This is a genomic window from Nostoc sp. (assembly GCF_036917375.1).
In the GTDB taxonomy this organism is placed as follows: domain Bacteria; phylum Cyanobacteriota; class Cyanobacteriia; order Cyanobacteriales; family Nostocaceae; genus Nostoc.
This window is the reverse complement of sequence record NZ_JBALDN010000115.1, coordinates 114801-129012: the sequence shown is the minus strand read 5'-3', so window position 1 is coordinate 129012 and position 14212 is coordinate 114801. Positions and strand designations below refer to the sequence as shown.

Below are 14212 nucleotides of genomic sequence, written 5' to 3'. Positions count from 1 at the left end.
GTTTTTTAAGATGCAAACTTTTGATTATTTTGAAATAAGAATCAATCGTTCATTTCCTCCCTGGACGCTAGGTAAGGGGCTTTGTGTAGCTGAGATTTATATCAATAATCAACCACTCATAGAAGTAGTGCGTCTAATTGAAAAACCATTTATTCAAGCAGAGATTAAGGAACGGCGCGCTGCCGGGGAAGATATTGATGAGTTAGCTTTTCCAGCAGGAAACTATTTGTATTTACCACCTTCGATGATTTTACTTCCTTCACGCAATTTGCTCGGCGAACCTTGGGATCATGGGTTTAGCTTGGAATCAAATAATTTGCAAGCTGGCAAAGCAATTGTTTTAGGTTGTACCTGTGGAGTGATTGAGTGCTGGTTTATTCAGGTTCGCATCACACTTAATGAATCAACTGTTGAGTGGGCTGATTTTTGTCAATTTCATCGTGACTGGCAATATAATCTAGGGCCATTCAAGTTTAACCGTAAGCAATATGTATCTGAATTGTACAGACGCAGCTAATAAGGCAATGAATCAGACAATGATGATACGCTATAAAAATAAAAAATCTTTAACTTGAAGAGACGCAATCAAGCCACATAAAAATATCAATGTGAAAATGTGGTTTTAACTACGCTATTCCATTGAATTAATAAGATAAACTTGCCGTATGTATGTCATCAAAGTACTTAGCTTAATCTAGTAAACAAAAAGGCATAACCAATGAGTAAAGAACCAGTCAAAGTAATATTATGGGAAGAAAATCAAAAAGATTTTCTAAAAAAGTTCTACGATCTCCAATTTACTCCCAGAGTAGGAGAGGAAGTTTACCTAAAAAAGGAAAGATGGAAAGTAACCAGAGTTGAGCATGATGTAGAAATTAGTGAGATTAATGTCTACATGGAATTAATCAAAAAAGCCAAACAGGATAAATCATCTAATTCTTAAATACAAGTAAATACACTCAACTATTATTAAAGGGAGGTTATTAGCCTCCCTTAATTATGAGAATAGATATATTGTCAAATATAGTTTGTAAATCTTTATGCAAGCCGCGATGTCTATGATAGTCACTGACTTGTACTGAGCGCAGTCGTTGGCGCAGCCTCTGGCAGAGAAGTAGCTTTGTCGTACCACTTGCCTACGACAGCGCGAACGTGGAAGCAAGCTACGCGCAGCGTCTCGTAGAGAAGTGCGGGCTACGCTTACGCACAACAAGAGTTGCAGCTAAGTGGTGACGATCGCACCCAATCTTGTCTATAACGATACACTATAAAAGTAAAGAAATGTAAATAAACTAAATTTTGCAACCGTGGAAAACATCACATTGGGGCAAAATGGCCCAGTTGTTAACCCCTTGTGCATCGGCACTTGGGCTTGGGGTGATAAACTATTTTGGAATTATGGCGATCGCTACGGTCCAGAACAGTTACAAGAAGCCTTTACCGCAGCTCTAGAAGCTGGGATTACGTTCTTTGATACTGCCGAAGTCTACGGAATGGGACTATCAGAGAAATTTTTGGGGCAATTTCTGCAAAAGACACAACAACCTGTACAAATCGCCACAAAATTTGGTCCCTTACCGTGGCGATTTACAGCCCAATCCGTCTCGGATGCTTTAACAGCTAGCCTCAAACGGCTACAACTTGAGCGAATCGCCTTGTATCAAGTGCATTGGCCTTTTGCCTTCTTTTTAAGTCAAGAAACTTTGATGAATGCTCTAGCGGATGAAGTGAAGCGAGGCAGAATTGCCGCAGTCGGTGTGAGTAATTACTCAGCAGAGCAAATGCGAGACGCGCATCAAATATTGGCGACCCGTGGAGTGCCTTTGGCTGTGAACCAAGTGCGCTATTCTTTACTCAGTCGCCAAGTTGAAACCAAAGGTATTATCGCAACTGCGCGTGAGTTGGGTGTGACTATCTTGGCTTATAGTCCTTTAGCTCAGGGATTACTCACTGGGAAGTACAGTATTGATAGTGCCGAAATCCCCACTGGTGCAAGGAAAATAGACCCGCGATTTAAGAAAGAAGGTCTACAAAAAATTGCCTCAGTTATATCCTTGCTACGTAACTTCGGAGAAAAATACGATCGCACTCCTGCTCAAGTTGCTCTTAACTGGTTAATTGCTCAGGGGAATGTTATTCCCATTGCTGGGGTGAAAACAGCCGAACAGGTACGGCAAAATGCTGGTGCTTTGGGCTGGAGATTGAGCGACGATGAAATTAGAGAATTAGAACAAGTTAGTCGTCCTTGGCTGTAGTGTTTTTGATTGTTCTAAAAAAGCCAAAAAGTCAAGAGTATAAAGTCAAAATCTTAACTCTTGACTCTTAACTCTCAACTCTCAACTTTGCTAATTTTTAGATTTGGATTTTGGATTAAAGGAAAAAGCGTTCGACTGAGCGCTCACGCCGAAGTCTAAAATCCAAAATTAATTGACTATAGACTAAGAAGCTGATTCCCTAGCTGTAGGTGAACCTATCTTTTTACTAGGAGATGCAGAAGAATCCTGTCCACTTGTCCGCAGTTTGGGCTTGGGAGAAGAATGTCTTTCTTCACCATTATTGCTATCTGATTTCCAGGCAGCACGGGGGCGATCGCTAGAAGATTCACGACGCTTACCGAGTCTTGGTTTGGGAGCGGAGGATTCCTCTTGGGGAATTTCCACATCTGAACTTAACCAAGCGGGACGAGTTTGATCGTAAGCGATTTGTAATGCGGCGGCGGCGATTGCTTGAGCATCGTATTCTTCAATCAGTTCGCTGACAATTGGCAAGAATGAAGCCAAACGCTCACCTGTCAAAGCTTCTCGCACTTGTTCTTGCAACTTCAGAATGTGTCTTGCTTCAATCTGGGCGCGTGTAGGAATTGACAGCAATTGCCAACTTTGGCGGTTATGACGTTCAAATGTTTGCTGTTTGCGGCGCTCAAATGGCTGTACTAGAGAAATTGCTGTTCCTTCTTTACCAGCACGACCAGTACGACCAATACGGTGGACGTAGGTTTCGACGCTATCGGGTAAGTCGAAGTTGATCACGTGGGAAAGTTGATCGACATCTAACCCTCGTGCTGCAATATCAGTTGCTACCACCCAGCGAACTTGACGGTTACGGAATCTGATTAATAAGCGTTCCCGTGCTTGTTGGGACAAGTCACCGTGGTATTCATCGACACTGTGACCAGCAGATTGCAACTGACTGGTAAGTTCTGCGGCGGTGCGTCTGGTGCGGACAAAGATTAAAGCTGTTTCTGGATCTTCCATCTCCAGAATTGGCTGTAAAGCTTTGGCTTTTGTCCAGTGGCGGGGGATCAAGTAAGCTACTTGATTGATCTTGTTGGGAGCGGCTTTTGGTTGTTCAACTGTGACAGTTGCAGGCGATCGCAAAAACTTGTTCACCAACATCCGAATCGATGGTGGCATTGTTGCCGAGAACAAAGCTGTTTGGCGATCTACAGGCGCTTGTGAGAGGATTTTGATCACATCGTCGATAAAGCCCATGCTCAACATTTCATCGGCTTCATCCAACACAAACCACTTCACTTGATCGAGCTTTAAACAGCCGCGATCGAGCAAATCGATCACCCGTCCGGGAGTACCCACGACCATGTGAACGCCACGTTTGAGTTGCAACATTTGACGGTCAATTGATTGACCACCGTAGATTGCTAACACCCGCAATCCTTCATTGCCGATGAATTGGGCGATCGCATCGTGAACTTGCATCGCTAATTCACGAGTTGGTGTTAAAACTATGGCTTGTACGGCTCTTTGATTGATATCTAGCCGTTCTAAAATTGGCAGTGAAAATGCTGCCGTTTTGCCTGTTCCAGTTTGAGATTGACCTACCACATCACGACCGGCTAGCAATTGGGGAATTGCTTGCACTTGAATGTTGGTTGGTTCGGTAAAACCAATTTTTTCTAGTTGTTCGACACGTTCTTGGGAAATGCCTAATTCTTGAAATGAAAGAGTCATTAATTCGTCCTAAATTTTATGTAAGGATTTTTGGATTAGTCATTAGTCATTAGTTATTAGTCATTAGTCATTAGTCATTAGTCATTAGTTATTGGCTAGTTAGTAAGCCTTGGGCGATAGCAAAGCCTCAACTTTTGGAGAAACTATGCCCATGAGTGAGTCCCCGAATTTCAGGTAAACCCTCATGAAAACTGCCATTAATGCAGCATCGATTTTGAGATAAGGGTGAATCTGTAAGGGTCATTTAACAAAAGACAAAGGACAAAAGACAAAAGACAATTTAGTTATTGACTACTTGACCATAGAGGTCGTATGTATCAGCGTGGTGAATCGCTATTGGCACGATGGTTCCTAACTTTGCCTGGCCTTTGACATATACCAGACCATCAACCTCTGGGGAAAATCTACCTGAACGACCTATTAGTTCACCACTTTCAGGATTTTCTTGCTCAATCAGGACATCGACTATTTTGCCTACTTCCTGTTGATTTTTCTTTTGAGAAATCGGTTGCTGGAGTTCCATCAGTTGGTATCGGCGATCGTCCATCACCTCTTGGGACAACTGATTTGGCAACTTATAAGCTGGAGTTCCTTCCTCAGAGGAAAAGGTGAAGACACCAACATGATCGAATTCATGCCGCTGGACGAACTCTAGTAGATGCTCAAAATGCTCGCTTGTTTCTCCTGGGAAACCAACAATAAATGTTGTCCGCAGTACGGCTGTTGGTAGCGCCGTTTTGATGCGATCTATAATCCCATCATTTACGCGCCCTTGCCAAGGGCGGTTCATGGCGCGGAGAATCTCTGGATGAGAATGCTGCAAAGGCAAATCCAGATAAGGCAGGACATTGGGTGTTTCTTGGATCGCCGCTATCACATCTGGGGTCAGTCCCGTGGGATAAGCGTAGTGCATTCTGATCCACGGTATATCTACTTTCCCCAAAGCGCGAAGTAATTCGGCTAATTTTGGCTTACCGTAAATATCTAGACCGTAGTTAGTGGTGATTTGGGAAATTAGAATAATTTCCTTTACCCCTTGACTAACTAACTGCTCCGCTTCAGCGACGATAGATTCAATAGTACGCGATCGCTGGTTCCCTCGAAGATGAGGAATTATACAAAATGCACAACGATAATCACATCCTTCCGCAACCCGGAGGTAAGCAACGCCCTCCGTTGTCGTGCGATAGCGCGGTGTAGTTTCGTCGGCAATGTAGGTTGGCTCTATACTAACCTGTTTGACCCGCTCGCCAAGTTCAACACGCTCAATTACATTAACAATTTTGTGATAATCGCCTGTACCCACAACCGCTACTGCTTCAGGCAGCTCTTCCAAAAGTTGTTCTTGGAAGTGTTGCGCCATGCAACCAGTAATTACGATCTTTTTATTTGCCTCTGCCAGTTCTACCAAAGTTCTGACAGATTCTTGCCGGGCCGCTTCAATAAAACTACAAGTATTAACAATAACGTAATCTGCTAATTCTTCATTTGTATCTACACCGTAGCCTGCTTCTACGAGCATTCCCAGCATGTGTTCTGTATCAATTCGATTTTTCTCGCAGCCCAGGTGAGAAATAGCAATTGTTGGCTTGTCACCCATATTTTAAAAATATCTTCATTTTTTTCTTGTAATCAACATTTTGGCGCTAATTTCGCTTTTTTCCGATCGCTATCCTTCTAATAACAGTACAGTGGCAAATTTCCACTGTCAGCAACTGTCCGTGGACTTATGACCCTATCAATAAATAAAAATAGAGGTCATGTTATGATATTTTTATCAATCTGTTCCCCAGGGTAAATTGAAGTGTCTTTGGGTACATTTGACACTTGTAATCTTTTTTAACAATTCGCCTATTGGTATTTTACATTACCACAGCGTGTGCGTTGTTAACCTACCCATCGGGAAGCCGCCCAAAGGGCTTGTTGTGAGAAGTCGCTACCCTCAGGGAAATCGACGAAAGCGACTACGCCTATAAAGCAGTAATGCTACCCTGGCGATTGGCAAGTCCTACGACAGTGCGCGGACAAGACGCCTAAACCACGGAAAGCTGCCTTGCGTCTAGTGAGTGGCAAACTCCTCTTGTAGCCAGGTTTTATCTTAACATATCTTATGGGAGGTTTCACGCCAATTTCCATCTGAGGAAAGAGGCAATAAACCGACTATCATAAAACACATTTGACTAGTTAATGAAAAGTCAAGAGTCAAGGGTCAAGAGGGGCCAGTCACGTGCGGGGTTTACCCCGTTGAAGAGCCACCCCTGTAAAAAGGTTCCCGACCTTCAGGGGAGTGGTGTTGAACTGGCGTTCAATAGTCAAAAAATTCTGGACTCTGGACTCCGCGAGGCGGATTAAAGAAGTGGACTTATATCAGATATTTAAAACTCGCTCACCAATTATTGGCGTGGTTCACCTGCTACCACTGCCTACCTCACCCCGTTGGGGAGGTAGCCTCAAAGCGGTGATTGACCGTGCTGAACAAGAAGCCGCAGCCTTAGCAAGTGGAGGGGTTGACGGTCTGATTGTCGAAAATTTTTTCGACGCGCCGTTTACCAAAAACCAAGTCGATCCAGTGGTTGTGAGTGCCATGACCATTGTGGTACAGCGGATACAGAATTTGGTGACTTTGCCCATAGGCTTAAATGTTTTGCGAAACGATGCCAAAAGTGCAATAGCGATCGCTAGCTGTGTACAAGCGCAATTTATCCGCGTCAACGTCCTCACAGGCGTGATGGCAACCGATCAAGGATTAATTGAGGGAGAAGCCCATCAATTACTCCGCTATCGACGGGAATTGGGCTGTGATGTTAAAATCCTGGCCGATGTGTTGGTGAAACACGCCCGTCCTTTGAGTTCTCCAAATCTCACAGTCGCCGTGAAAGACACCATTGAAAGGGGTTTAGCAGACGGAGTGATTTTATCTGGTTGGGCTACTGGTAGTCCTCCTAACTTAGAAGATTTGGAACTAGCTTGTGGCGCAGCAAATGGCACGCCAGTGTTCATCGGAAGTGGGGCGAATTGGGAAAATATTGATACATTGATGCAAGCAGCAGATGGTGTCATAGTTTCCAGTTCCCTAAAACGTCATGGACGCATAGAGCAACCAATTGACCCAATTCGCGTCAGTCAATTTGTCGAAGTTGCGCGTCGCAATTGGAACTCCAAAGGTGAAAGCAAATCAGCAGAACAAGTAAAGTTACATTCTTAATTGGGGAATGGGGAATGGGGCATGGGGCATGGGACATGGGGAGAAATAATTAATACTCAATTGACCAATGACGGCAGTTGCTCCACTTGGGGAGACCCCAGACGCTCGCGGACTCGCTAACGCTGCGCTATCGCCCTTGGCGTCTCCCCTTGGGAGAAGACCACACTGCCTCCCCAATGCCCAATGCCCAATGCCCAATGCCCAATGCCCATTAACCAATAACAATTTATGATTCGCCGTCGTTCTACTCCTTGGATTCATAAATGGTCACGTCCATTGATTGCCGCGATCGCTGGATGTGGTGCCTTGATAACAGGTTATCTCACCATAGAAAAGTTAACCGGAGGCAGTGCCGCTTGTGTGGCACAGGCTGGTGCTAAGGGCTGTAATGATGTGCTTTCCAGTCCTTGGGCAACGGTTTTTGGACAGCCATTAGCTTTGTTTGGGTTTTTGGCATACACCAGTATGGTGATATTGGCTTTGGCTCCCTTGGTATTCAATTCAGGGGAAAACAATAACCGCAAACAATTGGAAAATTGGACGTGGTGGCTGCTGCTGGTAGGTGCGATCGCTATGTCTGTGTTTAGTGGCTACTTAATGTATGTGCTGACATCTCAAATCAAAGCGATTTGTCCTTACTGTATCGGTTCAGCTTTGTTCTCTGTGAGTCTTTTGGTACTAACGATTATCGGTCGGACTTGGGAGGATATTGGACAAATCTTGTTTACCGCCCTGATTGTCGGGATGGTAACGCTGATTGGTACTTTAGGCGTTTATGCTGGCGTGAATCAATCAGATGTGACACCTGGAACTCCTGGACAACCCACAAAAATTACCTTTACTCCCAAGGAAAACCCTAGCCCAGCGTTCGGTTGGGAAGTTACCACTACTTCTGGTGAGGCAGAAATAGCCTTAGCACGCCATCTGGCGAAGGTAGGTGCAAAGGAATACACTGCTTACTGGTGTCCTCACTGTCACGAACAAAAGCTGCTTTTTGGTAAAGAAGCTGAGGAAATAATCAATAATGATATTAAGGTAGAGTGCGCTCCCGATGGATTCAAAGCTCAACCAGAAGTATGTAAAGCCGCAAAAGTTGAAGGTTTCCCCACTTGGATCGTTAATGGTAAAAGCTATAGCGGAGTTCAAAACTTAGAGGAACTAGCGAAAGTTTCTGGTTACACAGGGCCTCAGAACTTCAAGTATTTTAAGTAAAGTACCTACACTGAGATTCAGTAGTTCACACCCCATAGTCAACTGGATGAATACAGTAAAATCTGTTTCCAGTTGGCTTTTTTGTTTTTGGTAACAGATAATAGGTCTTATACCAATACGGTTCGGTTAAAGAGAAAAGGGAAAAGGAAAAAGATGAATTCAAACCTTTACCCCTTCCCCTTTCCCCTTTTCCCAAACCACAACAGATATGAAAAGTGCTTATCTGAACCCTATTGGGTCTTATCTAATCCCCAATTACTAATTTTACTGCGGTTTCGATCTGCAAATACTTAAGCTCAAGGAAATTAGCTAAGTATGCTTACTTTAAAAAAATGTATATTTTGATTTCTTTTTATAACACTTAAGAGCCACCTTGGGATGTAATCATGTCAGGCTCGAACCGAGAGGTGTAGCTGTTGGAAGTTAACGTAATTCTCAGTAAAATACCTAATCGATCGCAAATATGAGTTTAATCGAGTAGGCTCTACTAGAGAAAGCTTTAAAAGTTAAATTTACTGAACTCACTTTCAATTTTTCTTAATCTGTGTTGATAGCCACAAGAGTCCCAGTTGCTCTTTAGTCAGATAATTGACCTCAATATATGGTAATGCATCACAAATACCACGATGTCTTGGAAGAACCTTACTGAGTTGAAAAAATTTTTAGAAATTCTATTTAGCTCTTACTTGAGCTATCTTAGTCCGATAGTTAATAGCTATAAGAAATAGAGAATATTTCTGCCTACTAGGTAATGGCAATGAATCAGCAGCTAGGCAAGCGTTTTGTGAAGTTAACCTTTCGACTGAAACAATCGCTTAGTCGAGGACACAGAGAATTGGTTACTGCGGCCAGCGTTGCAGTCTGCGTCCTGCTTTTGCACTCCATTGGATTATTGCAATCTTTGGAGTTGGCGGCTTTGGATCAATTTTTTCGCTTACGTCCAAATGAACCGCCAGAAGACCGGATTACGATCGTAGTGATTGATGAAGCTTATTTAAACGAATTACGTTCGTGGCCAATTCCAGATGCGAAGATTGCCCAGTTGTTGCAAAAATTAAATGTCCACAAACCCCGTGCGATTGGCTTAGATATCTACAGAAATTTACCAGTAGAGCCTGGTCATCAAGAACTACGTAATGTTTATCAGTCACTGCCCAACTTAATTGGTATTGAACTGCTAGCAAATGACCAAAACAAAAACGTTAGTGTTTTGCCTCCACTGGGACTCGATCGGGATCAAGTGGGCTTTAATAACGTGCTGTACGATCTTGATGGTAAGGTGCGTCGCAGTTTGTTGTATTGGCACGTTAAAAGTGAAGTACACGAAAGTTTTGCCCTGAAGTTGGCTTTATTGTATTTAAAGTCAAAAGGAATTACTCCCACCAAAGCCAAAAGCAACCCTGAATATTTGCAATTGGGTAAGGCAGCATTTACTCGTTTTGAGGCTAATGATGGTGCTTATGTGGGAGCTGATGATAGAGGCTACCAAATTTTGAGCAATTTTCCCAAACCTAAATGTCAAAGTTCGTCTGGAGAATTTTGTAGTTTTCGCCAGGTATCGATGAGAGATGTACTAGCAGATAAAGTTAAAGCAAACTTAATCAAAGATCGGATTATACTTATTGGCTCCACTGCACCTAGTCTCCAAGATTTTGCATTTATTCCCTACTCTAGCAGTGTAATGGGTATAGCAAAGCCTGTACCTGGTATTCAATTGCAGGCTTATTTCATTAGTGAGTTAATTTCTGCTGCTGTTGATGGAAGACCATTACTGAAAGTTTGGCCTGACTTGGTGGAATACTTGTGGGTTTTTGTCTGGTCTTATCTGGGAGCCGTGACGATATGGCGGATACGACACGCAACTAGGAGTCTTTTCTCGATCGTAGTTTGTTGTTTTGTATTGACCGTGAGTGCATACCTTGCTTTCTTTTTATACGGTTGGTGGATACCGCTTATTCCCTCACTGGTTTGCTTTGGCACTTCAGCTATTTGGATGACTAGCCATATTGCTCACATGCAGGAAGAGTGGAAACGTTCCAAAGAATTTTTGCATCACGTTATCAACACGATCCCCGATCCAATTTTTGTAAAAAATGAACAACATCAGTGGATTGTTTTAAATGAGGCGTATTGTCGATTTATCGGTTATCCAAATAAGTTTTTAATTGAAAAGTCAGACTATGACTTTTTCCCAAAACATGAAGCTGATGTATTTCGACAACAAGACGATCTTGTTTTTCGGACTCAACAACCCCACGAACATGAAGAAGAATTTACAAATGCCGATGGCCAGACTCATCAAATTGCCACTAAGCGATCGCTTCACAAAGACTCAGCCGGCAATTTCTTTTTAGTTGGGGTCATCCGAGATATTACTCAGCGCAAGTTGATGGAAGAACAGCTGAGGCGTACTGCTGCTGAACTATCCCGCTCTAACAATGAATTAAAACTCAAAGAAGACCACTTACGTTATTTAGCGTATCACGACCCCCTCACTGGTTTATCTAATCGCAAATTTTTTGCCGAACAACTTTACGAGTCCTTACATTGGGCACAACACAACAACTTGTTGCTGGGACTGCTATTTATCGATCTAGATGGCTTTAAGCAAGTCAATGATACTTTAGGACACGAGACAGGCGATCGCTTGCTAATGACTATTGCTGAAAGACTCAGCAACTCTTTACGCGCTAGTGATACAGTTTCTCGTTTGGGTGGCGATGAATTTACTGTGATTTTACGGGCAATTCCTAATGTCCAAATAGCTGCTAAAGTCGCCGAAAAAATTTTAAGTAGTATTACCAAGCCAATTGTTTTGGACGGCTATACAATTCGAGTCTCTGCCAGCATTGGCATTAGTGTTTATCCATACAATAGTCAAGACAGTGAAACCTTGATGAAACAAGCTGATACAGCAATGTACCGTGCCAAGCGCCTGGGTAAAAATCGCTACGAGTTTGCTTAATTAGTTAAGAGTTAAGTCTCCAGGTTTTTTTAATGTTGTTATATTTTTTACCTTTAAATTTTGAATTTAGACTTGAGAGATGTCTAAGACACTGACTTGAAAAAATATAGCCTATATCCTACAAGGTAAGTTATTAGCCAAGATGTAGACCTGGCAAGCCTTTTTGGCTTGAAGACCAAACCTCATAACTTATGTCAGAAAGCAATTAGTCATCAAAGATAATTAGAAAAATAAATCTTTAGTGTATTTTCTAAAACTTATAAAATTATACTGCTACTTAATTGGTATTTACGGTGTTAAATAGGTTTAAAAATCCTTTTAATGCGATAAATATGTTGTTTTATCTTTACACCTCTTTACCCATCAAATCGAAAGTATACAATTGCATGAGTATTCTCTCATGTTTTTCTGAACTCATCATTCAGGAAACATGGTGTTTATACTTAGAAGTATTAAGATATTATTAATAAATAGTAAAACAGGAAAAACGCTCACAGTAAATCATTGACATATCTAACCTGAGACTGATGTAAAAAAGGTTTATTAAGAATACCACTTAAGTATAAAGACTCTTTTATATCGGCAAATTAAGGTTAATCGACAAGCGAATATCACAATGATTTGTACACTACCAGCAATAATTTCATAAAGTTAAAATACTTTTTCAAAAAGCACAGTAAATATACGGTAGTAACTAAAAATACGTTTTGGAATAAAAATTAGTAAATTTACTGAAAAATATGAAGACTAACTTCCGAATCACAAAGTTTATGATATTCTGCATAGGTGCTTATATACTGGTTCCAAAAATTGCCGCTTGCACAGGTCTATTCAGTACTGCAAGTGCTAATTCTTTTGGCCCTACTAGCAGTAACACCTTAATCGCCCGCAAGGTCAATTCTCAAAATTTACAAGACATATACATTCCACCAAATTATGGTGGTCCCGACAGTCATAATGGTAGCGGTACCCGTTGATGGCAATTTTAGATTTTAGAATCTGGTAGAGCAGCGCGATGAGTTAACTACCGTCTTGGACACCACATCTTTTACTTAACGGCTGATTGCAAGATGTTGTGCTTAGGGTTGCGAAAACCGTCAGGCTGTTTAAGGTAGTTGATTCAAGACAATAGTTGAGATGTCCACCAATGATTTGTTTGTATAAGTGTGTGGACTTGCCAATTTGAGTCCGGTTGAGGATAATCTAAACGGAAGTGTCCGCCTCGGCTTTCGGTTCTAAAAGCAGCACTTTTGAGAATTAAATCAGCTACATCTAATAAATTGCGGGTTTCTGCCCAAAGTCCCAATTGCCGTTCAACATCTGGTAGGTCAAAACTAGCGGTTTCTACTGGACGTAAAGCAAGCAAAAATTCAGTTAAAGGCAAGGCAGCGAAATCTTGCTGCCAAGATTCAATAGTAGCGATCGCATTTTCCAGCCTTGATTGCTCCCGACAAATACCAGCACTTTCCCACACTAGACGCGGTAACTTCTCCCTGAGTGTTTCTAGCTGTGCTTGTTGGATCTGCCACTCACTAGCATCAGGACTGAATTTCCGTAATGGTAGCACTGGTATTTCTGAGGATAGCCCAATATTTTCTAACTTAATATTAGCCATCTGGGCCCCAAACACAATACATTCCAACAGGGAATTACTGGCAAGGCGATTGGCCCCATGCACACCAGTACTAGCGGTTTCACCTACTGCGTACAAACCAGGGATATTTGTGCGATTCATCAGATCCGCAACAATTCCACCCATCCAGTAATGGGCAGCTGGCGCTACAGGAATTGGTTCGTGAAAAACATCAACACCCCAATGCTGACAAACTTTGATGATGTTGGGAAAGCGGTGACGAATCTTGTCGGCAGGGATGGGGCGCATATCCAACCACACATGGGCAGTAGCCAAATCAAGGGCGGTACGTTGTAAATGGCTGAAAATTGCTCTACTGACCACATCTCTCGGTGCAAGTTCGCCCGCAGGGTGGTAGTCAAACGCAAAACGTCGCCCTTCATTATCGATGAGATGTGCCCCCTCGCCACGTACAGCTTCGCTGATCAAGAAGCGATCGGCACCAGGTTTAGTCAGAGCAGTCGGGTGAAATTGGATAAATTCTAAATCGCGGAGGATAGCTCCAGCCCGAGATGCGATCGCTACCCCATCACCGGTACTCACTGCCGGGTTAGTGGTTTGGGCAAATACCTGACCGCCCCCGCCAGTTGCCAATACCACAGCACCAGCTCTTATCCAGGTGATTTTACCTTGATAAAACAGGCTAATTCCCTGACAGCAAGCAGTTTCGGGTTCAATCCACAAACTTAAAGCCAAAGCTTGCTGAATAACTTGAATATTTTGACGACGTAATACTTGAGCGGTGAGGGTAGTAGTAACCTCCCTGCCTGTAGTGTCAGCAGCATGGAGAACACGGCGGCGAGAATGGGCGGCTTCCAAAGTTAAAGCTAAGGCTTGACCATGACGGTCAAAAGCTACCCCCAAGTTAACTAGCGATTGAATACAGCTAGGGGCGTGTTGGGCGAGAAATTCAACAGCGGTGCGATCGCATAAACCTGCACCCGCCTGGATCGTATCTTCAATGTGCAGCGTGGGAGAATCTTCTGGGGCGATTGCTGCGGCAATGCCACCTTGTGCCCAATCACTGGCGGACAAAGTAACGGTTTCTTTAGTAATCAAGCCGACTCGCAAGGATTCTGGCAGACACAGCGCTGTGTATAGTCCAGCGGCACCAGCACCGACTACTAAGACATCAAATTGGCTGGGAATATCTATCTGAGACAAGGTAATGGGTAGGGGGAGCAGGGGGCAGGGGTAGGGGAGCAGGGGAGCAGGGGGGCAGAGGAGCA

Annotated in this window: 10 protein-coding genes; 7 read left to right on the top strand and 3 right to left on the bottom strand. The window is 43.0% G+C overall.

Annotation, left to right across the window (positions count from 1 at the left end; genetic code table 11):
* The first annotated feature begins 10 nt into the window (after positions 1 to 10).
* The 3 genes from V7K45_RS31720 (at position 11) to V7K45_RS31710 (ending at position 2255) form a co-directional block, all read left to right on the top strand.
* The gene (locus V7K45_RS31720; RefSeq protein WP_335009770.1) at positions 11 to 517 is read left to right on the top strand and encodes a hypothetical protein; all 507 of its coding nucleotides are present in this window, start codon (positions 11 to 13) and stop codon (positions 515 to 517) included.
* A 201-nt stretch (positions 518 to 718) separates the two neighbouring features.
* On the top strand, positions 719 to 943 hold the full coding sequence (locus V7K45_RS31715; protein ID WP_292736759.1) for a hypothetical protein: 225 nt from the start codon (positions 719 to 721) through the stop codon (positions 941 to 943).
* Between the two features lie 364 nt (positions 944 to 1307).
* Positions 1308 to 2255, top strand: coding sequence for an aldo/keto reductase (locus V7K45_RS31710; protein ID WP_335009768.1), 948 nt, complete (start codon positions 1308 to 1310; stop codon positions 2253 to 2255).
* A 183-nt stretch (positions 2256 to 2438) separates the two neighbouring features.
* On the opposite strand, the gene V7K45_RS31705 is transcribed toward V7K45_RS31710, so the two are convergent.
* Complete coding sequence (locus V7K45_RS31705) at positions 2439 to 3968, bottom strand: DEAD/DEAH box helicase (protein ID WP_335009766.1); 1530 nt, start codon at positions 3966 to 3968, stop codon at positions 2439 to 2441.
* Positions 3969 to 4248: 280 nt separating this feature from the next.
* Positions 4249 to 5568, bottom strand: a complete 1320-nt coding sequence (gene rimO / locus V7K45_RS31700) for a 30S ribosomal protein S12 methylthiotransferase RimO (RefSeq protein ID WP_335009764.1) — start codon at positions 5566 to 5568, stop codon at positions 4249 to 4251.
* A 756-nt stretch (positions 5569 to 6324) separates the two neighbouring features.
* Between rimO and btpA the strand changes: the two genes are divergently transcribed.
* The 4 genes from btpA to V7K45_RS31680 all read left to right on the top strand — a co-directional run bounded on the left by btpA (position 6325) and on the right by V7K45_RS31680 (position 12327).
* Positions 6325 to 7173, top strand: coding sequence for a photosystem I biogenesis protein BtpA (gene btpA, locus V7K45_RS31695; RefSeq protein WP_322670041.1), 849 nt, complete (start codon positions 6325 to 6327; stop codon positions 7171 to 7173).
* A gap of 228 nt (positions 7174 to 7401) precedes the next feature.
* Positions 7402 to 8385: a vitamin K epoxide reductase family protein gene (locus tag V7K45_RS31690; RefSeq protein ID WP_335009762.1), complete on the top strand. Its 984-nt coding sequence runs from the start codon at positions 7402 to 7404 to the stop codon at positions 8383 to 8385.
* 757 nt (positions 8386 to 9142) lie between these two features.
* A complete protein-coding gene (locus V7K45_RS31685; protein ID WP_335009760.1) occupies positions 9143 to 11350 on the top strand; it encodes a CHASE2 domain-containing protein in 2208 nt (735 codons plus the stop codon).
* Between the two features lie 770 nt (positions 11351 to 12120).
* Positions 12121 to 12327: a hypothetical protein gene (locus tag V7K45_RS31680; RefSeq protein WP_335009758.1), complete on the top strand. Its 207-nt coding sequence runs from the start codon at positions 12121 to 12123 to the stop codon at positions 12325 to 12327.
* Positions 12328 to 12470: 143 nt separating this feature from the next.
* Here the strand turns inward: V7K45_RS31680 and nadB are convergent, their stop codons facing one another.
* On the bottom strand, positions 12471 to 14147 hold the full coding sequence (nadB, locus tag V7K45_RS31675) for an L-aspartate oxidase (RefSeq protein WP_335009756.1): 1677 nt from the start codon (positions 14145 to 14147) through the stop codon (positions 12471 to 12473).
* Between the last annotated feature and the right edge of the window lie 65 nt (positions 14148 to 14212).